General features: G+C 65.4%; 15 protein-coding genes. 9 read left to right on the top strand and 6 right to left on the bottom strand.

What is annotated here, in order from left to right; genetic code table 11:
- Window positions 1-69: 69 nt before the first annotated feature.
- Complete coding sequence (locus ACYQ26_RS05620) at window positions 70-1,287, bottom strand: DUF8073 domain-containing protein (protein WP_459807860.1); 1,218 nt, start codon at window positions 1,285-1,287, stop codon at window positions 70-72.
- 219 nt (window positions 1,288-1,506) lie between these two features.
- On the opposite strand from ACYQ26_RS05620, the gene pabB reads away from it, so the two are divergent.
- A complete protein-coding gene (gene pabB, locus ACYQ26_RS05615) occupies window positions 1,507-3,024 on the top strand; it encodes an aminodeoxychorismate synthase, component I (RefSeq protein ID WP_459807859.1) in 1,518 nt (505 codons plus the stop codon).
- Window positions 3,021-3,641 carry an anthranilate synthase component II gene (locus ACYQ26_RS05610; RefSeq protein ID WP_459807857.1) on the top strand — a complete coding sequence of 207 codons (621 nt, stop codon included), beginning with the start codon at window positions 3,021-3,023 and terminating at the stop codon, window positions 3,639-3,641. The genes pabB and ACYQ26_RS05610 overlap by 4 nt, the downstream gene beginning before the upstream one ends.
- 20 nt (window positions 3,642-3,661) lie before the next feature.
- Here the strand turns inward: ACYQ26_RS05610 and ACYQ26_RS05605 are convergent, their stop codons facing one another.
- On the bottom strand, window positions 3,662-4,642 hold the full coding sequence (locus ACYQ26_RS05605; RefSeq protein WP_459807855.1) for a succinylglutamate desuccinylase/aspartoacylase family protein: 981 nt from the start codon (window positions 4,640-4,642) through the stop codon (window positions 3,662-3,664).
- An 88-nt stretch (window positions 4,643-4,730) separates the two neighbouring features.
- Here ACYQ26_RS05605 and ACYQ26_RS05600 point away from each other — a divergent pair, with 88 nt between their 5' ends.
- The 5 genes from ACYQ26_RS05600 to ACYQ26_RS05580 all read left to right on the top strand — a co-directional run bounded on the left by ACYQ26_RS05600 (window position 4,731) and on the right by ACYQ26_RS05580 (window position 13,261).
- Window positions 4,731-5,468 carry a creatininase family protein gene (locus tag ACYQ26_RS05600; RefSeq protein ID WP_459807853.1) on the top strand — a complete coding sequence of 246 codons (738 nt, stop codon included), beginning with the start codon at window positions 4,731-4,733 and terminating at the stop codon, window positions 5,466-5,468.
- 989 nt (window positions 5,469-6,457) lie between these two features.
- On the top strand, window positions 6,458-7,351 hold the full coding sequence (locus tag ACYQ26_RS05595; RefSeq protein ID WP_459807851.1) for a bifunctional methylenetetrahydrofolate dehydrogenase/methenyltetrahydrofolate cyclohydrolase: 894 nt from the start codon (window positions 6,458-6,460) through the stop codon (window positions 7,349-7,351).
- A 172-nt stretch (window positions 7,352-7,523) separates the two neighbouring features.
- Window positions 7,524-10,079, top strand: coding sequence for a GcvT family protein (locus tag ACYQ26_RS05590; protein WP_459807850.1), 2,556 nt, complete (start codon window positions 7,524-7,526; stop codon window positions 10,077-10,079).
- Between the two features lie 31 nt (window positions 10,080-10,110).
- Window positions 10,111-11,355: a threonine ammonia-lyase gene (gene ilvA, locus ACYQ26_RS05585; protein ID WP_459807848.1), complete on the top strand. Its 1,245-nt coding sequence runs from the start codon at window positions 10,111-10,113 to the stop codon at window positions 11,353-11,355.
- A gap of 271 nt (window positions 11,356-11,626) precedes the next feature.
- Entirely contained in the window at window positions 11,627-13,261 is a 1,635-nt protein-coding gene (locus tag ACYQ26_RS05580) for a BCCT family transporter (RefSeq protein WP_459807847.1), read from the top strand.
- A 281-nt stretch (window positions 13,262-13,542) separates the two neighbouring features.
- On the opposite strand, the gene ACYQ26_RS05575 is transcribed toward ACYQ26_RS05580, so the two are convergent.
- Window positions 13,543-13,746 carry a hypothetical protein gene (locus ACYQ26_RS05575; protein ID WP_459807845.1) on the bottom strand — a complete coding sequence of 68 codons (204 nt, stop codon included), beginning with the start codon at window positions 13,744-13,746 and terminating at the stop codon, window positions 13,543-13,545.
- A 191-nt stretch (window positions 13,747-13,937) separates the two neighbouring features.
- Here ACYQ26_RS05575 and ACYQ26_RS05570 point away from each other — a divergent pair, with 191 nt between their 5' ends.
- Window positions 13,938-14,318, top strand: coding sequence for a Rid family detoxifying hydrolase (locus tag ACYQ26_RS05570; RefSeq protein WP_459807844.1), 381 nt, complete (start codon window positions 13,938-13,940; stop codon window positions 14,316-14,318).
- A 681-nt stretch (window positions 14,319-14,999) separates the two neighbouring features.
- Here the strand turns inward: ACYQ26_RS05570 and ACYQ26_RS05565 are convergent.
- Complete coding sequence (locus tag ACYQ26_RS05565; protein WP_459807842.1) at window positions 15,000-15,977, bottom strand: formyltetrahydrofolate deformylase; 978 nt, start codon at window positions 15,975-15,977, stop codon at window positions 15,000-15,002.
- A gap of 279 nt (window positions 15,978-16,256) precedes the next feature.
- Window positions 16,257-17,468: an alanine--tRNA ligase-related protein gene (locus ACYQ26_RS05560; protein WP_459807840.1), complete on the bottom strand. Its 1,212-nt coding sequence runs from the start codon at window positions 17,466-17,468 to the stop codon at window positions 16,257-16,259.
- Between the two features lie 89 nt (window positions 17,469-17,557).
- On the opposite strand from ACYQ26_RS05560, the gene folP reads away from it, so the two are divergent.
- The gene (gene folP, locus ACYQ26_RS05555; protein ID WP_459807839.1) at window positions 17,558-19,984 is read left to right on the top strand and encodes a dihydropteroate synthase; all 2,427 of its coding nucleotides are present in this window, start codon (window positions 17,558-17,560) and stop codon (window positions 19,982-19,984) included.
- Window positions 19,985-20,037: 53 nt separating this feature from the next.
- Here the strand turns inward: folP and ACYQ26_RS05550 are convergent, their stop codons facing one another.
- A complete protein-coding gene (locus ACYQ26_RS05550; protein ID WP_459807838.1) occupies window positions 20,038-21,975 on the bottom strand; it encodes an archaea-specific SMC-related protein in 1,938 nt (645 codons plus the stop codon).
- Window positions 21,976-22,137: the final 162 nt, after the last annotated feature.

Genomic DNA, 22,137 nt, shown 5'->3' with positions numbered 1-22,137 from the left:
AACAGCGGGAGAGGGGAGGGGGCAGTTCGCACTGCTGGCCCTTTGGGAGTCGTCCCCCGGCGGCTCGCGTTACTGGCCGTCGGTGACGCTCTCGCGGATCCGATCGGCGATCTCGTTTCGCGAGGGGCGTCGCGTGGGTTCGTCAGCGTCGTAGACGCGTTTCACGACGAGGTCGAGCAGATTCAGCTCCTCGAGCAGTTCGCGAGTTCGACGACGCTCGAGGCTGAGCTTCCGGGTGACGTCGTGTAACGTCATGGACGACTCGATCGCGTCCATCAGTTCGTTGATTTCGACGTCCTCGGGAAGACCGATCCCGTCGGCGACGAGCTGTTTCTCCGGGACGGACGCGGCCGAATCGTCGTCCGTCGCCGACCGAGCGAGTTTGCCGTCGGTCGTCGGCTCCTGGTCTTCGGCGGCGGAGCGGTTCTGCTGGCCGGTCGTCGTCTCCGAATCGTCGACCGTCGCGTCGTCCTCGTCCGGCGTGGTCGTCTCGTAGGACGTCGGCTCGTGGATGCCGGCGTCGATCATGTATCGCCGAACGGTCTCGGACGCGACGTCCATCTCGAGCACCTCCGCCATCACGGTGAACGTATCGAAGGAGTCGTACAGACACTCCAGGTACTCGACGTCGTCGTACGGCGGCAGGTCTTCGTTCCGTGCGGCGGCGAGCGCGCGCTCGGTCTCGTCGTCGATCGTGACGTCGCTTGCCACCGGGTTCGAGGCGGATCGATCGCGGGAGTCGGTCGTGCCGTCGTCCTCGTCTTCGGCCGGCGACTCCGACTTCGACTCGCCGGTCGTGACCGTTCCTTCGAGCGAATCGCCCGGTGCCTCGCGGTCCGCGCGATCGCCCTCGATGGGGACGGTCGATTCGCTTCCGCTGTCGTCGGACTCAGTGTGCCCGTTTGCCGTCTCACTGCCCGACTCCGCGTTCGCCTCGAGACTGAGGTTGAACGTGACGACGACGGTCCCCTCCGAGGTGACGTTTGCTTCCTCCGTGACGCACGAGGCGTCCGCGGGCGCGAACTCGGTGATCTCCGGCACGGCCGACGGCGGAAACTCGAGGCAAAGGCCGCCGTTCTCCCCGACCGTCGCCGCTCGCGGTGTCGCTTCGGTCTCGCCGGCCGGCGTCTGTGCGGCCGAACACAGCGGAACGACGACGTCGATCGCGATGCTCGGTTCGTCGCCGCTCCCTCGAACCGTCGCGTCGACGCGGTGGATCTCGCCCCCGTCCGCCTCGTATCGTTCGATCGTTCGAGAGAGCTTCTCTATCGAGGCACTGACTCCCATGATACCTGTAATCACACGACCATTTGGGATAAGGATACATGAGGAATAATTCACCCCTTCATATGTCCCCGTGATTGGTACCACTCCCCGATCGTCAGGACGGCCGTTATAGTGTGGTTTGGCTATCTGTAGCACAACGTTTTTATGCCCTCTCCTTGCGCTCCTGATACGAACGCGTCCGGGACGGCGGGCGGCCGGTCCCGGTAGCGGGTATTCGACATGAGCACGATCACGGTGATAACCGACAGGAAATCGTTTACAGAGACTGCCGAGAGCGCGCCGGACGGCGCTCGCGTTCCGGTCGAAGTACGCGTCTCCGTCACCGATCCGTTCGACGCTTATCGCAGGGCGCGGACCGACGAGTCCGACGGGGTGTACCTCGAGACGACTGGCGGGCAGTCCGGCTGGGGCTACTTCGGCGTCGATCCCGTCGAACGAATTCGAGTCACTGCGAACGCGGTCGATCGGGACGGCGGGAGTCCGACGATCAGAACGATCGACGCGCTCCTCGAGCGCGAGCGGTTGGTACGCGGAGACTGCTCGGTTCCGTATCCCTGCGGTGCGTTCGGCTGGCTCTCCTACGACGTCGCCAGGGAACTCGAGTCGTTGCCGTCGACGACGGCCGACGAACGCGGCTTACCGCGGCTTCAACTGGGCGTCTTCGATCGGCTCGCCGCCTGGTGCGAACCGCGTGACGACGACGGCGAAACGGAACTACGAGTGACGGCCTGTCCCGTGGTCGACGGCGATCCCGCCGACGTCTACGAGACCGGTCGAGCGAGGGCCCGTTCCCTGGCGCAGGCGGCAATCGACGGGAGCGAAGCGGACCGTAGTCCGCCGGCCGACGCGATCCGGGCCGCGTTCGAGAGCGAGTGCGGACGGGCAGCGTTCGCCGACCGCGTTCGGCGAGCCAAGCGATACATTCGCGACGGCGACACGTTTCAGGCGAACGTCTCCCACCGACTCACCGCCCCAGCGGCCGCCCATCCGGTCGACGTCTTTGATGCGGTCCGACGCGTGAATCCGGCTCCGTACTCGGGGCTGCTCGAGTTCCCGGGCGTCGATCTCGTCAGCGCGAGTCCGGAACTGCTGCTCGAGGTCCGCGACGACTCGCTCGTCACCGAACCGATCGCCGGAACCAGGCCCCGCGGGCGGACGCCGGCCGAAGATGAACGGTTGGCGGCCGATCTCCGCGACGACGAGAAGGAACGCGCCGAACACGCGATGCTCGTCGACTTAGAGCGCAACGACCTCGGGAAGGTCAGCACGCCCGGTTCCGTGTCAGTGACGGACTATCGCCGCGTGGACCAGTACTCGGAAGTCATGCACCTCGTCTCCCTCGTCGAGGGGACCCTCCGAGACGATGCGAGCATCGCCGACGCCGTCGCGGCGGTGTTTCCCGGCGGAACGATCACAGGCGCGCCGAAGCCGCGGACGATGGAACTCATCGACGAACTAGAGACGACCCGTCGCGGCCCCTATACCGGGAGCATCGGGATCTTCGGCTTCGACGACCGGGCGACGCTGAACATCGTCATCCGGACGTTGGTCCGCTACGCCGATGAGTACCATCTGCGCGTCGGCGCCGGCGTCGTCCACGATTCCGTTCCCGACCGGGAGTACGACGAGACGCTCGATAAGGCTCGGGCGCTCGTGACGGCGGTCGACGAGGCCCTTGGCGACCGGGCGTCGTTCGCCCTCGAGACCGCGACCGACGCGGTCGGTGATGCGGGATGATTCTGGTCGTCGACAACTACGATTCGTTCGCGTACAACCTCGTGCAGTACGTCGCCGAAGCGCTCGCTCCGGCAGACCCCGCGGCGACGCCGCGGGACGTCGGCGAGTTCGACGGCGTGATCGTCCGACGCAACGACGAGATCGACCTCGAAGGCGTCCGGGACCTCGACCCTGACGGGATCGTCGTCTCCCCGGGCCCCGGGACGCCCGCCGAGGCGGGCGTCTCCGTCGACATCTTCGCCGAGACCGAGTACCCGACGTTGGGCGTCTGTCTCGGTCACCAGGCCCTCTGTGCCGCCCACGGGGTGTCCGTCGGACGCGCGCCCGACGTCGTCCACGGGAAGACGTCTGCGGTGACCCACGACGGAACGGGGCTGTACGACGGCGTGCCGAATCCCTTCGAGGTCGGTCGCTATCACTCGCTGGCGGTCGAGCGCGACGACCTGCCGGCGGAACTGATCGAGACCGCCTACACCGACGACGATCGGGGGACCGTCATGGGCGTTCGCCACGCCGAGTTGCCCCACATCGGCGTCCAGTTTCACCCGGAAAGCATCCTCACCGAGTCGGGGAAACGCATCGTCGAGAATTTCTGTACCGCGATCGCCCACGGCTGAATCGGACGATCGACGGCCGGTCACGCTCGCTCCGCGATACAGGCGACCTTCTCGCCGGCGGTCACGACGGACTCGCGGGTGAGCGAGTAGATCACCCCGGCGTCGCTCGTCGTCACGCGCTGGCGTTCCTCGAACGTCGAGGGACAGTATACCGTCCCCAGTTCGGTTCCCGCGGACACGGGATCACCGACGGTGACGTCCTGATTCGGTTCGAAGAGCCCCGAAGCGTCGGTCCCGATCCGTCCCTCGTCGTCTCGGAGGATCGTCTGTGACGGGGTCGGCGCCGGTTCCTCGCGGAGCATCCCGAGTTCCGCGAGGACGTTCCGGATCCCGCGGACCCCACGGTGTGCCGCGTCGTGGTCGATCTGGCGGCTGTTCGAGAGCTCCGGGACGATCGCCGGAATACCGGCCCGCGCGGCGGCCGTTCGGAGTTTGCCCTGAAACGACTCGTCGTCGTCCGCTGTGTCGTCTTCCGGTTCGCCGCCGGACGGGGCGTCGGTCAGGAGATAGTCTGCCCCGAACGTCGCCGCGAGGGTCCGGGATTTCTGATTCCCGTGCTGGAATCTCACGTGCTCGAGCATGTCCGGGGTTCCGGTGTGCAGATCGATCACGACGTCGGTCGGCTCGATCACCGTCCACAGTTGGGCGACGATCCGTTCCTGCAGAGTTCCCGCGTCGTCCCCCGGCCAGACACGGTTACAATTGGGGTTGACCGCGTCGACCGCCTGCGGCGTAACGTACGAGCCGTGATCGAACGCGAGCGAATTGACGACCGGCACGGCGATCACCGTCCCGGCAAGGTCCGCGGTCAGCAGGTGACGGTGCAATCGACGCAGCGCGGCCGTTCCGTTGAGTTCGATGCCGTGCTGTGCGGCCTGCACGTAGGCGGTCGGTCCGGATCCGCCCTCGTACCGGTGGACGGTTACCGCGACGTCCGTCCCGGACGGCAAGCGAGCGAGACGGTGCTCGGTGGTCGTGTGGGTGACAGTCTCGTACCCCATACTCGTTCAACCCTTCGTTCGGACTTGTAAGTTTGCACGTCTCTCGAGGAGGTTGTTTTATGCTACTACGCGTTCAGCGAGCGGCTGTATGCATCTCGAGCGAGCGACGTGGACGGAGATAGACGCAGTCGAAACGGATCTCGCACTGCTCCCGGTCGGGAGCACGGAGCAACACGGTCCGCATGCGCCGCTGGGAACGGACACACTCAACGCCGAGGCAGTCGCGGACGCCGCCGCGGAGCGGTATGAGGGGTCGGTCGCAGTCGCACCCGCGGTTCCCGTCGGCATCGCGGCGGAACACCGGCAGTTCACCGGGACCCTCTGGACCTCGGAGTCGACGTTCAAGGCGTACGTCCGCGATATCGTCGGTAGCCTCGCTCATCACGGGTTCGATCGAGTCGTTCTCGTCAACGGACACGGCGGGAATACGAGCGCCCTCCGGGAGGTCGCCGGCCGGATCACGCGCTGCGACGACGCCTACGCCGTGCCGTTCACGTGGTTCGACGAGGTCGGCGAACACAGCTCCCGCATGGGCCACGGCGGGCCGCTCGAGACGGCGCTGGTACGGCACGCGAATCCTGGCGCCGTCCGCGAGGACCGCCTCGAGGAAGCCGCCGAGAACGGGAGCGGCCGCTGGGGCGACTGGCAGGGCCGGGTCAATCTCGCGTTCGATTCGGCGGAGTTCACCGAGAACGGTGTCGTCGGCGATCCTCGCGAGGGGAGCGCAGAACTGGGCGAAGAGCTGCTCGACGCGGCGGCCGACGCGCTAATCGCGTTGCTGAAGACCGTTGCTGACCGGGATATCGACCGTCCCGCCCACCGGTGACTGGACCCCGCGACGGCCCGGCTGATCCCCGACTCTCGACGAGAGGTCGTCCGTCGGCGGCGTCGGCTTGAGCGTCCGGCCCTTCACACTGATATCGCTGTTATCTCGTTGAGCGCTCGTGGCTCACCGGCGTCGGTCGCGAAACTCCACCAGTTACATTCCTAACTGTTCGTTGCCGATCGGTGACCGTCGGCGCCGGGGCCGTCGGGTACAACGCCGCCTACCACCTGACTCCGCGCGGACGCAACGACGTGGTCGTCGTTGGGCAGCGACCCCTACCGACGACCGGCATGTACGGTCGCGAGCGTACTCGGCGTTCGAGGACGGGGACGGTGACGGGGAACCGCTGTACGACCCCGAGCGCGAACGCGTGCTGTCGTACCGTCGGCGGCCGCTTGGGGGCTCCGCCACACTGTGCGGACGCGTTCTCTTGCCTCGTTACCGCTTTTTACTCGTTCTCGCTCGCGTAGCCGAGCGGACCTCGATAGCGATCGATCTACTCGTCCTCAGTGTTGGCTACTCCTGACAGCCCGAGGTGACGCTGTTACCGTCCGCTGGCCGAAGTACGAGCGAAGACAGGATCGAGGAAGGGTGAGGACCCGAGAGCCGGGGTGGAGTCCAGGAGACGGGACGGTGGTTCTGGTCACGGTTGCGGACTCCGCCGTTCCGGCTTTGGCACCCCCGTCAGGTGCCGTTCGGAGAGAGTGCCGAGAGACGGATAAGTTTCCACCGCAAATATTACTGGTGTACAAATCAGTTCGCCGAATCCGACCGTGATACGGATTGTAGCCAGCGATCCGAAAGGGGGAACGACGTAGCGATCAACACGTGGATTAATTATCCTCCCCGGAAACCGTTCAGTCGCCGTCACTGCGGGTCAGTGTGGTCCGTTTCGACGAGCGATAGCACCGACACTCGAGCGAGAGTCGGTTCCGGCGCTCGGTCGGCTCGAGCGGACGCGGCCCGTAGCGATCGAAACGAGATCAGCCATGACACGGATCATCGACGGGAACGAGATCGCGGATCGTATCACCTCGGAACTGGAACCGTGCCTCGAGACGCTCGCGGACGCCGGCGTGACGCCGGGACTGGCGACGATCCTGATGAGCGACGACGGCGCGAGCGAGACGTACGTCTCGATGAAACGACAGGCCTGTAACGACCTCGGGATCGAGAGCATCCACCACGAACTCGATCCGGAGGCGCCCGCCGACGCGCTGTTCGATCGGATCGACGAACTGAACGACGATCCGGCGGTTCACGGTATACTCGTGCAGCTACCGCTCCCGGATCACGTCGACCGGCAAGCCGTCCTCGAGCGGATCGATCCGCGGAAGGACGTCGACGGGTTTCACCCGGAAAACGTCGGTCGGTTGGTCACCGGGTCGCCCCGGTTCAAGCCGTGTACGCCCCACGGTATCCAGAAACTACTCGAGGCGGAGGGCGTCGAGACGGAGGGTGCGGACGTCGTCGTCGTCGGCCGGTCGAATATCGTCGGGAAACCGATGGCGAATCTTCTCGTCCAGAAGTCCGACACCGGGAACGCGACGGTGACGGTCTGTCACTCGCGCACGGACGACCTCGCGGCGAAGACGCGAGACGCGGACGTCGTCGTCGCAGCCGCTGGCGTTCCAGAACTGATCGACGGATCGATGCTCTCGCCGGAAACGACCGTGGTTGACGTCGGTGTCAACCGCGTGAGCGCGGACACCGAACGGGGGTACGAACTCGTCGGCGACGTCGAGTTCGAGAGCGCGAAGGAGAAGGCCGACGCGATCACGCCGGTTCCCGGCGGCGTCGGACCGCTGACGATCACGATGCTGCTCTACAATACGATCAAGGCGGCGAGTCTGCAGGCTGACGTCGACGTATCGCTCCCGTAACCGGTGACGGAGACCCGGTCGAGTCGGCGGCAGTGCCGCGTTCGCAAATACGTATCAACCCTCTGTCCTGTTGTGGGATTCGCGATTCGCTCCGCGAAACGGCCTCGCTCGCCCGCTCCATTTAAGTCAACGGTATATTTATGAGAGGGACTGTAGCATGTGTGAGTATCACATGAGCACAGAGAGCTTGCCTTCGAGAGCCGAGACGGTGATCATCGGCGCCGGGGCCGTCGGGTGTAGTATCGCCTACCACCTGACGGAACTCGGCGCAGACGACGTGGTCGTTGTCGATCAGGGGCCGCTTCCGGTGACCGGGGGTTCCTCGACGCACGCGCCGGGAATCATGTTCCAGACGTCGCCGTCGAAGATCCAGACCAAAACGGCCCACTACACGAGCCGACTGCTGAAGGACGCGGGCGTCTACACCGAGGTCGGCGGCATCGAACTCGCCCGCTCCGAGGAACGAATGGACTTCCTCCAGCGGCGCGTCGAGTGGGCCACCTCGTACGGGCTGCCGGAGCCGCAGCTCCTCGAGCCCGAGGAAGTCACTGAGCACCTCCCGCTCGTCGACGAGGACGAGATCCTCGGCGGCTACTACTCGCCGACCGACGGTCAGGTCGCCGGAACCGACGCGTTGCAGTGGTACATCGAGACGTCGTCGGCCCGGTTCTTCGGCGACACCGAGGTGACGGACATCGAGACCGGTGGCGGCGAGATCCAGGCGGTCGTCACCGACAACGGCCGCATCGAGTGCGACCGGTGCGTCCTCGCGACGAACAACTGGGCGTACCAGACCGGTCAGATGGCGGGTCTCGACCTGCCGATCGCTCCCGTCGAGCACCAGTACGTCGTCACGGAGCCGCTCGCGGAACTCGCCGACGGTTCCGGCGACGCGATCGGCGACGCCACCGCCGGCCTCGAGGTCCCCGGTGATCGCCAGATCACGGAGTTCATGGCCCAGCCGCCGGACCGACCGGTCGGTCGAGACCAGGACAACTCGCTGTACTTCCGAACGCACGGTGACGGCTACGGGCTGGGTTCGTACAACCACGAGCCGTTGGTCGTCGACCCGGACGAGATGGGGAAAAACGACGAGGATAGCCAGGCGTCGGTCCACAGCTTCACCGAGAAGCACTGGACGAAGGCGACGCACCCGGACCGCGAGAAGTCGCCCCAGCAGGCGTTCGACGAACTGCTGCCCGCGACCGAGGGCAAAGACTTCCGCGTCACGGAGAACGGCATCTTCGTCTACACGCCTGACGGGATGCCAGTGCTCGGCGAGACGGCGGCGGTCGACGGGCTCTGGACCGGGCTGGCGATCTGGTGGACCCACTCCGGCGGCTACGGGAAGATTCTCGCCGAGTGGATGGAAAACGGCGTCCCGCGGCTCCCGTCCGGCCCCGTCGACACGAGCGGTATCCACGTCAACCGATTCGAACCCCATGCCGGAAGCAAGGACTACTTCACGGACCGCGGCGGAAAGCGCTACGAGCAGGTGTACAGCATCGTCGAACCGCGGTGGCAACCCGACGACCACCGCGGCCTTCGCGTGAGTCCGTTCTACGGGCAACAGCAGGAACTCGGTGCCGAGTTCTATCAGAGCGGCGGGTGGGAGACACCCCAGTGGTACGAGTCCAACGCGGACCTCGTCGAGAAATACGAGGATCAGATCCCCGAACAGGACGGCTGGCAGGGGGTCAACCGCTCCCCGATCGAGGGCGCCGAGCACCTCCACACCCGCGAGAACGTGTCCATGTTCGACATGACGACGTTCAGTTCGATCATGGTGGAGGGCGACGATGCCGGCGAGTTCCTCCAGCGGATCTGCAGCAACGACATGGACATCGACGTCGGAACGGTCCGGTACACGACGATGCTGAACGAGGGCGGCACGATCATCGCCGACCTCACCGTCGCCCGCCTCGACGAGGACGAGTACATGGTGACGACCGGCGGCGGCAACTCGCCGGGTATCCACGGCTCCTGGATCGAGGACCACGCGCCCGACACCGTCTCCGTGACGGTCGAGGAATCCGCGAAGTGCACCGTCGGACTGTGGGGACCGAAGTCTCGATTGCTGCTCCAGCGAGTCACCGATGCCGACGTCTCTAACGACGAGTTCCCCTACTTCAGTTGTCAGCGGCTCTACGTCGGCGACGTTCCCGTGATCGCGCTGCGGGTCTCGTACGTCGGCGAACTCGGCTGGGAGCTGTGGGCTCCCTCCGAGTACGGCCGGAAGCTTTGGAACACGCTCTGGGAGGCCGGCCAGGATCTCGACGTCAGGCCCATGGGCGGCGGCGCGCTCGAATCGATGCGCCTCGAGAAAGGGTTCCGCCTGTGGGGGACTGACGTCGACACGGACGTCAACCCGCTCGAGGCCGGCCTTCCCTTCGCCGTCGACCTCGACACCGAGTTCATCGGGAAGGAGGCACTCGTCGAGGCCAAAGAGGAGGGCATCGATACCGAGGTCGCCTGCCTGACGCTGGACGATTCGACCGACGCGATGCTCGGCGGACGGCCGGTGCTCGCTGACGGCGAGGCCGTCGGCTACGTTCAGGCCGGCGACTACGGCTACAGCGTCGGCGAATCGATCGCCTACACCTACCTGCCGAGCGAGTACGCCGACGCCGGGACGTCGGTGCAGATCGAGTGCGAAGGGGAGACCTACGACGCGACGGTCCGCGACGAGCCGCTGTTCGATCCCGGCCGCGACAAAATCATCCGGTAGCGTTCGACGACCACCAACCACAAATTCAATTATGAGCGAATCTCAGGAACGAGAACCGTTAGTTCAGTATGCGGACATCGAACGAGCACGCGATCGCCTCGACGACGAGACGGTCGTCAAGCGGACGCCGGTCGAGCGGAGCACGTCGCTGGGCGAGATGGTCGACGCGGAGGTGTACCTGAAGATGGAACACCTCCAGTGGACTGGCTCGTTCAAGACCCGCGGGGCGTACAACAAGATCAGTCAGGCGGTCGCCGACGGAGCCGACGAGTTCGTCGCTGCCAGCGCCGGTAACCACGCACAGGGCGTCGCCCTCGCGGCGACGAAGTGCGGCGCGGACTCGACGATCGTGATGCCGACCCACGCCCCGCAGGCGAAGATCGATGCGACGCGGAGCTACGGCGCGACGGTCGAACTGGTCGGGCAGGACTTCCAGGAGGCGATGACGTACGCCCAGGAGTACGCCGCCGACAACGACGTCGAGTTCGTTCACGCGTACGACGATCCGCACATCGTCGCCGGCCAGGGGACACTCGGCATCGAGATCTACGAGGACTGCCCCGACGTCGACACCGTCGTCGTCCCCATCGGTGGCGGTGGCCTCATCAGCGGCATCGCCACCGCTCTCGAACACCTCTCTCCCGAGACGCGCGTCGTCGGCGTTCAGGCCGAAGGGGCCGCGACCGTCCACGAGAGTCTCGACAAGGGAATCCCGGTCACGCTCGACGAAGTCGATACCATTGCCGACGGGATCGCGACCGGCGGGATCTCCGACCTGACGCTGCGACTCATCGAGGAGCACGTCGACGAGGTCGTCACCGTCTCCGACGCGGAGATCGCCAACGCGATCCTGCTGTTGCTCGAGCGCGCGAAACAGGTCGTCGAAGGTGCGGCCGCCGCGTCGGTCGCGGCCGTCCTGAGCGACCAGTTGGACGTCAGCGGTGAGACCGTCATGCCCGTCCTCGGCGGCGGGAACCTCGACATGACGATGCTGCAGACGGTTCTCATCCACGCGCTTACCGAGCGGGGACAGATCCTGCGGCTTCGCGTCCGGATCGACGACATGCCCGGAAAGATGGACGAGATCTCGGGAGTCATCGCCGACCACGGGGCGAACATCCAGACGGTTCGGCACGACCGGGCGGTCGAGGACCTCACCGTCGGCGAAGCATACCTGGTGTTCCAGATCGAGACCAGCGGTGCCGAACACGCTGCGACAATCATCGAGGCGATCGAAGACGAAGGATACGTTGTCGAGGACGTCAACCGCAAGTAATCAAACGACAGACAGCTCATGCCCCAGCCCAGCCCAGGCGGTGGTTTACCGGAACCCGACATGTTCGCCAACAGATCGAAGCCCAGGTTTATAACGAACGATGTAGACAACTCATGCGAGACAGTGACAAACGATGGACGGAACTAGGGAGCAGACGAATCCGAGACGTACCGAGAGCCCGGAGCCGAGAAGCGATTCGCTCGGTTTCGAACTGGAGACGCCCGCACGGGTGGCCGAACAGCAGCAACTGTCAGTAACGGGGTGATCGAGAATGGCACAATCAGATCAGACGGGACCGTTCGGGAAGTTCGTCGACGAGCTCGATACGCCGGTGTTCGCGGTCGGCTTCGTCGCCGCGGTGGCGGCGGTGCTCGCGTTCCTCGTCAGTCCGGACACCACGACGGAGTACATGAGCAGCGTGAACGACTTCCTGTGGAACGCGGCGGGCTGGTGGTACCTGGTCGCGATGTTCCTGCTCGTCTCGTTCGTCCTATTCCTGGTATTCGGCCCCTGGGGGAACATCAAACTGGGCGACCCGGACGAGAAGCCGGAGTTCTCGTTCCCCGCGTACTTCGCGATGCTGTACTCCGCGGGGATCGCCGCCGGGATCGTGTTCTGGGGACCGGCCGAGGCGATCTTCCACTACGACGCCGTCTCGCCGTTCGTCGGCGCGGAGGCCCAGTCGTCGCAAGCGGCCGTCGGCGCGATCCAGTACACGTTCTTTCACTGGGGACTCTCCGCGTGGACCGCGTACGTCGTGATGGCGCTGCCGATCGCGTACTTCGCGTACACGTGCGATGCACCGCTACGCATTTCGACGGTGATCGCTCCGTGGATCGGGTTCGACAACCTCGATAGTCCGATCGCAAAGGTCATCGACATCCTCGCGGTGTTCGCGACGATCGGCGGCGTCGCAACGACGTTGGGGCTGGTCGGGAGCCAGTTCCTCGTCGGCGTCGAGTGGATGACCGGCGTGAGCGTCGGCGACTTCGGGACGGTGATCGTGATCACCGGACTGACCGTCGCGTTCACGGTCTCGGTCGCACTCGGCGTCAAGAAGGGCATCCGTCGGCTCTCGTACTTCAACATGATCCTGTTCGGCGTGGTGACCGTCGCGACGTTCGTCCTCGGCCCCACGGCGTACATCATGTCGGTCGGGACCGAAGCGCTCGGTACGTACGCGAACCAGTTCGTCACGATGAGCTTCTACACCGGCGCCGGGACCGCCATCAGCGGCGGCGTCGCCGACTGGGTCGGCAGCTGGACCGTCTTCTACTGGGCGTGGTGGTTCTCCTGGACGCCGTTCGTCGGCCTGTTCATCGCCCGCATCTCCCGCGGCCGGACGGTCAGACAGGTCGCTGTCACGGGCGTGATCGCCTCGACCGGGGTCACCATCCCCTGGTTCGCGACGATGGGTGGCACCGCCATCTTCCTCCAGGAGACCGGCCGAGCCGACATTCTCACCGTCATCAGCGAACTCGGCGAGGCCGGGTCCGGCTACCCGCTGTTCGAGGCGCTGCCGCTCGGGGGCCTGCTGACGGTGTTGTTCCTCGTCCTCGTGACGACGTTCCTCGTCACGTCCGCCGACTCCTCGACGCTGGCGCTGGGCATGCTGACGACCGGCGGCGCCGAGAGTCCGTCGACGATCAACCGCGTCATTTGGGGGTTCCTCATCGGCGCGCTCGCGTCGCTGCTGATGGTCACCGGCGGCGTCGACGCGCTCCAGCAGGCCGCGATCATCACCGGCGGCCCGTTCTCGGTCATCGCCATCCTGGCCGTCGTCGCGATGATCGTCTCCTTCGGCGATCGCCGGCCGCTGTTCCTCCGCGAGGAGGACGATGTCTCGCTTCCGAACCCCGAACTCGAGCCGACCGAGCGAGAGGCTGCCGATCCGTCCGATGACTGATCGTCCCCGCGGTCGCGGTCACTGTTTCCCTCGCAGTCGGCTCCTGGTTCGGTCTGGAGCGTCCGCCTCGGGGCGTCGGTAGCTGTCCGAGCCGGACTGGCGGACAGTCGACCTCCTTCTTCCTCCGCTCTGTGACCGCAGCCGATCCGCTACCGCCGCACTCTCGAAGTCGATAGTAACGGACACGGGGATCGAATCGACCGCCCGCGAACGCTCCTCGAACAGTGTGAAACGTGAGGGAGATTCGAGGCGGCGGCCCACGACTTCAGTCGTGGGCGTAATCAAAAACGGTTCGAACGAACCTGCGACTGTCGCGTGACGGTCTCCGTCTCGGCCTCCATCTCGGCCTCCTCGAGGCCGCGAGTCGCGAGCGCTGGGATGCCGACGCGAATCCTGCTGGTCACCGTCGGTGGCGTCTCGCCGGGGACGGCGTGCTTATTGCCGATTGGCGACGAGTGAACGCCGGCCGCAGTGAGACCGGTCACGTAAGCGGTGGCCACGAGGTGGGAGGCGTCGACGTCGTCGGCGAGCTCGCCGATACAGTTGGACTCGAATTCGCAGAGATACTCCGACGGCCCGCGCCGATCTGTCTGTCTCCACCATTCACAAAATGTCGTCCCGCCAACTGAATGTGGGACGGAACCGACATTTAAGAGACCCGACCCGGTACCCTAGTGTGATGCGAACCGTTAGCACCGACGACGCACCGGCAGCCGTTGGCGCGTACAGTCAGGCGACCAGAACCGACGACGTCCTCATCACCGCTGGCCAGCTCCCGCTGACGGCGGACGGCGAGCTACTGGACGACGAATCGGTCGGCGACCAGACGAGACAGTGCCTGGAAAACGTCGCGGCGATCCTCGAGGCGGAAGGCCTGTCGATGGACGACGTCCTCAAGACGACCGTCTTCCTCGACGACATCGACGACTTCGAGGAGTTCAACGAGGTCTACAGCGAGTTCTTCGACGAGGAGCCGCCCGCTCGGAGTGCGGTCGAAGTCGGCCGCGTCCCCAAGGGTGCGGCGATCGAGATCGAAGCGATCGCGGCCGTCGAATAGACGACCGCGGCGAGCACCGGTCCGAAATCGATCCGTCTGTCCCACCTTTTCGTTCCGTCGAACACGGTACGCTCCGCGAGAACGGGGAATACGACGCTCGAAATGTCTCCTGTCGGCGGGATCGTTCGCCGGGACTTCCCCGTCTACTGACTGTCGAGTCCTCACGGACGGCGGTACGATCCTCGGTCCGCCACTATGCCGGCCACCGGTCCACCGATGGGGATACACGCGTGGATCCATGACCTGTCCCGCCGAAGACCGCGTTCGCGACGCACCCGGCCGTGGTGATCGCACTGGCCGACTGTCCGGCCACGGTATCGATGGGACCGCGTCACCGGGTACTCCGTAGCATCCGAAACGCGCGGGTCGCCGGTATCGGTACTGCGACGCTCACTGCCGCTCCGCGAACGCGTTCCGATTTTCGTTCGCTGCAGACGGACGGCTCGTCCGCTGTCCGCCGCGAACGGCGTTCTCAACGCGTTGGTGCGCAAATCATACGCACATCGTTCCTGAGGCTCACAGCGATATCAGTGTTATCGGCTGACCGTCGAGCACGTCTCGAGGGTAGTCACCGTCGAAACGGTATCCGACGCTGGGGCGTCTCGAATACACCGAATTCGATCACGCGGGTCACGCGAGGTCGACGGAATCAAAGAGAACGTTATCGGGGGCCGAAACCCATCAGTCGTCCGCAACGGCCGCCGTGTCACCGTCTTCGGCGGTGAGTTCCTCGCGACTGTCGACCGGTTCGCTCGGATTCACCTGATCCAGTTCTGTCGGGGCACCGAGTTGGGCGTCGGTCGCGTTCGGATCGACGACTCTCGTCTGTCCGCCCTCGACGGTGATCTCGTCCTCGAGGTGCAACTGGATGGCCTCCACGAGCGCGTCTGCCTCGAGCGGCTGGCCGCGCTCCTTGAGGTCCGCTTCGGTCGCGTCGGCGGGGACGTTGAACGCCCGTTGCGTGATGATCGGTCCCTGATCGAGGTCCGTCGTCACGTAGTGAGCGGTGACGCCGGCGATCCGGACGCCCTCCTCGAGGGCCTGCCGGTAGGCAGCGGCACCGGGGAACGCCGGCAGCAGCGAGGGGTGGACGTTGATGATGCGATCCTCGTAGCGGAAGACGACTTCCGGCGAGAGGATCCGAATGTAGCGGGCCAACGCGATGAGATCGATTTCGTACTCCGCGAGGAGGTCGACGAGCTCGTCCTCGTCTGGCGTTCCGTTCTCGTCGCCGATGTCGTGGAAGGGAACGTCGTATTCCGCCGCGAGCGGACGGAGCGTGTCATGGTTTCCGATGACGACCGCGATGTCGGCTCCGAGTTCGTCGTTCGACCAGCGCTCGAGTAGGGTCTCCAGGCAGTGGCTCTCCTTGGTGACCAGCACGGCGATGGACTGGTCCTCGCAACTGGACGGGAATCGCACTTGGACGTCGACGCCGAACTCGTCGCCGAGCGCGTCGAGGTCCTCCCGGAGTTGTTCCTGTGGGACTGTCATCTCGGACGCGTCGACTTGCATGGTCATCCGGAACGTGCCCTCCCGGACGGCCTGATCCAGGTCGACGATGTCGACGTCGCGTTCGAACAGCAGCGACGTCACGTCGGCGATGATCCCCGAGTCGTCGTCGCCGATGATCGTAATCTCGGTCCGCTCGCGGGTCATCGCTCCCACCTCCGGGACGCGTCCTCGGTCTCGGTCGGCTGCGCTCGGTCGATCCCGGTGGCGCGTACTGATCGATCTACCCGGTCTGTCGCCGCGGCGAACGACGCATACTGTGCTAATGACATCCACTCTTCCGTTCCCGATCGCCGTTAATGAACCTTGGCTCTCCTGATATCGGGAGGATACGACGTGTTTGCCGACCGGCTCTTATGGTAAGGAAAACGACACTTTGAAAAGCAGCGATCGGATCGGTCGGCGACCTCTCCGAGCCGAGCGAGCTCAGACCTCCGTTCGGAGGTAGTCGACGACGGCGGTCGGCTCGTCCTCGAGACCGCCGCCCTGTGCGAACGTCGGTCCGCCGCCGCCACCGCCGCCGAACGTCTCCGTGACGTCGTCGACGAGTTCGCTGGCATCCGTCTCACCGGTCGTGCCGACGACCACGAACGCGCTTCCGTTCACGCCGGTCAGCGCGATCACGTCGCCGATATCGCCCGCGAGCGCCCGCACGCGCTCCGACACGTCGTTGGGACCGATGCCGTCGATATCGAGCTCGCCGACGACCCACTCCTCGCCGTTCTTCGAGACGGTGTCGTCGCCCAGCGACTCAAGGCGTTGCTCGAGAAGCCGATCGCGCAGGGCGTCGATCTCCGCCTCGAGGGCCGCGTTCTCTTCGACGACGCTGGCCGCTCGCTCCGGGAGTTCCTCGACGCTCGTCTCCAGCGTTCGGGCGGCGCGAGTCGCGGCCCGCGTCTCCTCGATCCGTGCGCGAACGGCGGTCGGGCCGACCGTGTACTCGACGCGTACGAGGCCCGCACCCGGATTCGACACCTCGAGGACCTCGACGGGCCCGATCTCGACCGTGTTTTCGACGTGCGTCCCGCCGCAGGCGGCGATGTCCCAGTCGTCGATCTCGACGACGCGGACGGTCCCGGTCGTCTCGGCCGCGCCGGTCTCGTTGAAGACGATCTCGTCGCGGTCCCTGGCCTGCGCCGCGTCCATCTCCTGCCAGGAGACGTCTCTCGACTCCCAGACGACCTCGTTGACCATCCGCTGGAGGGTGAGCGCGTTCACCTCGTCCGGATCGCGGTCGATCTCGAAGTCGATGCGGCCCTTCTCCGCGTCGATGTCGAACCCGCCGTAGCCGTGGTCGTCGAACAGTTCGCGAGCGGCGCCGTACAGGACGTGACTGGCGGTGTGGGCTCGCATACAGTAGGTCCGAAACTCGTCGTCGATCGAGCCGGTCACGTCGTCGCCCGCCTCGAAGTCCGGCGCCGTCCCCAGCGTGTGAACGGTCTCGCCGTCGCGGGTTTGTACGTCGACGACGTCGATCCCGTCCAGCGTCCCGCGATCGGCCGGTTGGCCGCCGCCTTCGGCGTAGAAGTACGTCTCCTCGAGCCGAACGTCGGTCCCGTCGACGGACCGCACCGTCGCCTCGAACTCCGTCACGTACGGTTCGTCCGGTGCGCGATTGTCTCTCGATTCGGAAGCCATCGTGCCGACTGTCGGCACACACCGTTATAAACCGTACGGAGGGTCCGGTGCGGCGACACATTAATGAAGCCGCCAGTAGCACGTGTGGTATGGAGTATCACGAGTCGGTCGACTACCTCGAGTCGCTACAGCGGCGTCGACCCAAGCTCGGAACGCAAACGACCGCCGCGTTGCTCACGCATCTCGATCGCCCGCACGAAGCCCTCGACTGCGTCCAGATCGCCGGGTCGAACGGGAAGGGAAGCACCGCATGTATGCTCGAGCGAATTCTTCGCGACGCCGGACTCGACGTCGGCCTCTATACGTCGCCTGATTTAAACGATCTGCGCGAGCGGATCCAGGTCAACGGCCGGAAAATTCCGAAACAGCGAGTCCGCGAGTTCGTCGCCGAAATCGACGACTGCATCGGACGGCTCCGCGAGGCGGACGATACGCCGACCTACTTCGAGGTCCTCACGGCGCTCGCGCTCCACCACTTCGCCGCCGAGGACGTCGACGTGGCCGTCCTCGAGGTCGGCATCGGCGGCCGATACGACGCGACGAGCGCCGTCGATCCCGTCGCAAGCGCCGTGACCAGCGTCTCGCTGGAGCACACCGACATCCTCGGCGACACGATCGAGGAGATCGCCCGCGACAAGGCACAGGTCGCGCCGGCCGGTGCGCCGCTGGTGACCGGCGCGTCGGGGGCGGCCCTCGAGGCGATCCGCTCGGAGACGGACGTGATTACCGTCGGCAGCGACGACGCGGACGTTGTCGCCCGCGAGCACGGGCTGGCATCGCCGATCGAGAGCGAGATTTCGATCGCAGGGCCGAAATGGTCGCTCGAGACGAGACTGCCGCTCGTGGGTCCCCATCAGGCGACCAACGCCGGCGTCGCGGCGACGCTGGCCGATCAGGTCGCCGGCGTCGAGCCGGAATCGATCGCGCGCGGTCTCCGCGACGCCCACTGGCCGGGCCGGTTCGAAGTCGTGTCGACGGCGCCGCTCGCGATCCTCGACGGCGCGCACAATCCGGGCGCCTGCGAGACGCTCGCCTCGCTTATCGGTCGCTACTCGTTCGACGATCTGCACCTCGTCTTCGGCGCGATGCGGGAGAAGGACCACCGGGGCATGGCGACGGCGTTGCCGTCCCCCGATGCGCTCTACCTCTGTGAGCCGGACGTGCCCCGCGCCGAGAACACGGCCGCCCTCGCGGCCGCGTTCGACGATCGCGCGGCGACGGTCGACCACGCCGGCTCCGTTCTCGAGGCGACCGAACGGGCGCTGTCGGCGGCCGACGAAGACGACTGCGTCCTCGTCACCGGCTCGCTGTACGCGGTCGCCGAAGCGCGCGACCGATGGACGCGACTCCAGATCCCGAAGCGGACGGCCGCGACCGAGCAGGCCCGGAACGTCCTCACGAGCGCGGCCGTCGACGCGGAGACCGCCGAATCCGTCACGGACGAGACGATCCATCGAACGATCAAAACCTATCTGCGCGGCCCACAGGTCGAGCGCGTCGAACAGGCCTTCGAGGCGATCGGCGGAACCTGTGTTCGTTCGGACGCTGAGACGGCCGGCCGGCGCGTCGCGACGGTCCTCTCCGGGACGTCATCGCAGTTCCGGGACCTACTCGAGGAACTGGCCGACGCCGATCACGGCCTCGCGCACGTCGCCGACCAGCTCCGGCGAACGATCGACGACGATCACATCGCCGACCGAACCGATTGCGATCGGTACCCGTGGAATCAGACCCCCGCAGTCATGGGTATCCTGAACGTGACGCCGGACAGCTTCTACGACGGGGGCGAGTACGACCGCGTACCGGACGCGGTCCGCCGAGCCCGCGAGATGGTCGCCGCCGGCGCGAATATCATCGACGTCGGCGGCGAGAGCACCCGCCCCGGCGCCGAGCCGGTTTCAGTCGCCGAGGAGATCGATCGCGTCGTCCCGGTTATCGAACGCATCGCGGACCTGGACGTCCCGATTTCGGTCGACACGCGGAAAGCGGCGGTCGCCGACGCCGCGCTCGAGGCGGGCGCCGACATCGTCAACGACGTTTCCGGACTCGAAGACCCGGAGATGCGCTTCGTCGCGGCCGACCACGACGCGTCGCTCGTCGTCATGCACAGCCTCGAGACGCCCGTTAACCCCGACCGGACCGCCACCTACGATGACGTCGTCGAAGACGTCCTCCACGACCTCTCGGAGACGGTGTTGCTCGCGGAACGTGCGGGACTGGATCGCGACCAGATCGTCGTCGACCCCGGACTCGGATTCGGAAAGGATCCGGCCGAGAGCTTCGAACTGGCGGCCAGGATCGGCGAGTTACACGCGCTGGGGTGTCCCGTCATGATCGGTCACTCCCGGAAGTCGATGTTCGAGCGCGTCGGTTGCGAACCCGGCACGCGATTACCGCCGACGCTCGCGGTGACGACCATGGCGGCCGAACGCGGCGCCGACGTCATCAGAGTTCACGACGTCCCCGAAAACGTCGCTGCGGTTCGGGCGGTCCGCACGGCGGACTCGCGATACTGATACTGACCCTTGCAGCTGGAACCGGAACGGAAGCGGAAACGAACCGACTACGGTTACGAACGAGCGGCGAACGAAGCGGTCGATACCGTCGGATACGTCTCCTCGAGTTCGCTCGCCTCCTCGGGGAGGACGGCGGCGACGACGTACCCGGTGTGATCCTCGAAGTAGTCGAGCAGGCCGCGAATCCGATCCGCGTCGAGCATTTCGACGGCGTCGATGACGATGAACGGCAGTTCGCTCGCGACGTCGTGAACGAGATAGCCCGCGAAGGCGACGACGAGACCGATCACCTCACGCTCGCTCTTGCTCAGGCTGTCAACCGTGTCCTCGTACGCGGCGCCGCTCTCGCTCGAGCGAACGACGTGCAGCTCGAAGCCGGTCGCCGACGGTGCGTCGCCGTCTCCCACGACCCGTTCGATCCAGACGCGCTCGACGTTCTCGTAGTCTAGCACGTCGAGGACCTGCTGCATCGATTCGTTGAACGTCGTGACGAGATCGCGCTCGAGCGTTTCGATCCGCTCTCGCTGGCTCCGTAGCTCCGCCGCAACTGCCTCCCGGTCGGCCTCGAGGTCGTCGCGCTTCTCGAGTTCCGCCTCGAGTTGCTCGATCTCAGCTTCGATCTCGCTCAGTTCGTTCTCGAGTTGCCCGCGTTCGTATTCGAGCTCGCTCACCTCGCTGTGGAGTTCGAGCAGTTGGTCGTCTTGTTCGTCGAGCGCTTCGGCATCCGCCTGGAGCGACTCGATATCGTCGTCGAGCGCCGCTTTCTCGTCTCGGAGTTCGCTCAGCGTTTCCTCTCGCTGTTCGATTTCGGTTTCGATCGACTGCGCTTTCTCGGCGAGTCGCTGGCGTTCGTCGCGCTGGCGTTCGATCTGGCGCTTTTCCTCCTCGAGCGACCCTATCTGCTCGGTGATCGTTTCGCGCTGCTGGCGCTTTTCTCGGATGATCTCCTGGACCACCCGCACTTGCTCGGCGATCTCTTCTCGTTCGACGGTGGAGCCACACGTCCAACAGGTGATCGTCCGCGACGCGGGATCGAGTTCGGCGACGATCTCGTCGGATTTCATCTCCTCGGGGATCTCTCGCTCGTCGTCCAGCAGTTGGTCGTTCATCTCGACGATCGGACTCAGCGCGTTGATCGTACTCGTCAGTTGCTGTTTCTGATGGTGGAGGCCCTCGATTTCGCTCTCGATCGTGTCGACGTCCCGTGCGGACTCCGCCGGTCCAGACTCGTCGCGCTGATCGCGGACGGCCTCGAGTTCGTCCTCCAGCGAGCGGATCGCCTCGCGTTGCGTTTCGATCCGATTGCGAACGGACTCGCGCTCTGATCGCTTCTCTTTGAGATCGTCGAGGACGTCGTTGCTCTCGGTCTCCGCTTCCCGTTCGCCGATCTCCTCGCGCTTCTCGCGGAGCGCCGCCTCGATCTCCTCGCGGTCCTCCCGCAAGGTCGTCGCTCGCGTCCGCAGCGTCGGGAGTCGGTCCTCGGATCGATCCAGCTCCGCAAGTCGCTCGTCGAGCCGATCCCTTCGTGCTTTCAGCCGCTCGATCTCGGCCTCGATTTCCGTGGTATCGACCGGCCGCATCAGTAGTTCGTACACGTCCCCGTCCGCGAGAAGACACTGTCTGATCGGATTCGTTTCTCCGAGTGTGGCGAACAGTTCACAGAGGTCGGTCCGATCGGAGAGTCGCTCCGCGTCGGTGACGGTTGGATCGCCGTTTTCGTTCGACAACTCCAGGAAGTATTCGTTCTCGTCCGTTCGAAGCGTCACCCGCCCGCGATCGGCGTCGCTCTTTATCGGCGGTGTGGGGCCACCGAGTACGCCGGCCAGTCCGCGAAGGAACGACGACTTGTTTGATGCGTTCTCCCCAGAGAGCAGCGTCACTCCAGGTGAGAGCGTCAGTTCGCCGTCGGTGATTCCACCGACGTTCTGGACGGTAACGTGTAGTTCCTCGAACCCGCTTTCAGGTTCCGATTCAGGGCTGTTTACAAACATGGATGGGCGAACGACCGGTACATCGGTAGCGTACAGCGGATTGATCAAACCGCGCAACGGTAGATGATGGCCGTGTCCCATATAATCGTTTGGCCGAATAATACTTTCACGATAGAGGAGAAGCGTGAATACGGTCGTTCGCTATCGTCGGCCGACTGTCGA

The organism is Halopiger thermotolerans (genome assembly GCF_054654555.1).
The sequence above is the reverse complement of the archived record's forward strand: the minus strand, read 5'-3'. Positions and strand labels throughout refer to the sequence as shown.

Excerpts from the sequence above, each read along its gene's own strand:
- pabB (WP_459807859.1), top strand. The coding sequence starts at position 1,507 with ATGAGCACGATCACGGTGATAACCGACAGGAAATCGTTTACAGAGACT.
- ACYQ26_RS05610 (WP_459807857.1), top strand. The coding sequence starts at position 3,021 with ATGATTCTGGTCGTCGACAACTACGATTCGTTCGCGTACAACCTCGTG.
- ACYQ26_RS05620 (WP_459807860.1), bottom strand. The coding sequence starts at position 1,287 with ATGGGAGTCAGTGCCTCGATAGAGAAGCTCTCTCGAACGATCGAACGA.
- ACYQ26_RS05580 (WP_459807847.1), top strand. The coding sequence starts at position 11,627 with ATGGCACAATCAGATCAGACGGGACCGTTCGGGAAGTTCGTCGACGAG.
- folP (WP_459807839.1), top strand. The coding sequence starts at position 17,558 with ATGGAGTATCACGAGTCGGTCGACTACCTCGAGTCGCTACAGCGGCGT.
- ilvA (WP_459807848.1), top strand. The coding sequence starts at position 10,111 with ATGAGCGAATCTCAGGAACGAGAACCGTTAGTTCAGTATGCGGACATC.
- ACYQ26_RS05595 (WP_459807851.1), top strand. The coding sequence starts at position 6,458 with ATGACACGGATCATCGACGGGAACGAGATCGCGGATCGTATCACCTCG.
- ACYQ26_RS05565 (WP_459807842.1), bottom strand. The coding sequence starts at position 15,977 with ATGACCCGCGAGCGGACCGAGATTACGATCATCGGCGACGACGACTCG.
- ACYQ26_RS05560 (WP_459807840.1), bottom strand. The coding sequence starts at position 17,468 with ATGGCTTCCGAATCGAGAGACAATCGCGCACCGGACGAACCGTACGTG.
- ACYQ26_RS05600 (WP_459807853.1), top strand. The coding sequence starts at position 4,731 with ATGCATCTCGAGCGAGCGACGTGGACGGAGATAGACGCAGTCGAAACG.
- ACYQ26_RS05590 (WP_459807850.1), top strand. The coding sequence starts at position 7,524 with ATGAGCACAGAGAGCTTGCCTTCGAGAGCCGAGACGGTGATCATCGGC.
- ACYQ26_RS05605 (WP_459807855.1), bottom strand. The coding sequence starts at position 4,642 with ATGGGGTACGAGACTGTCACCCACACGACCACCGAGCACCGTCTCGCT.
- ACYQ26_RS05550 (WP_459807838.1), bottom strand. The coding sequence starts at position 21,975 with ATGTTTGTAAACAGCCCTGAATCGGAACCTGAAAGCGGGTTCGAGGAA.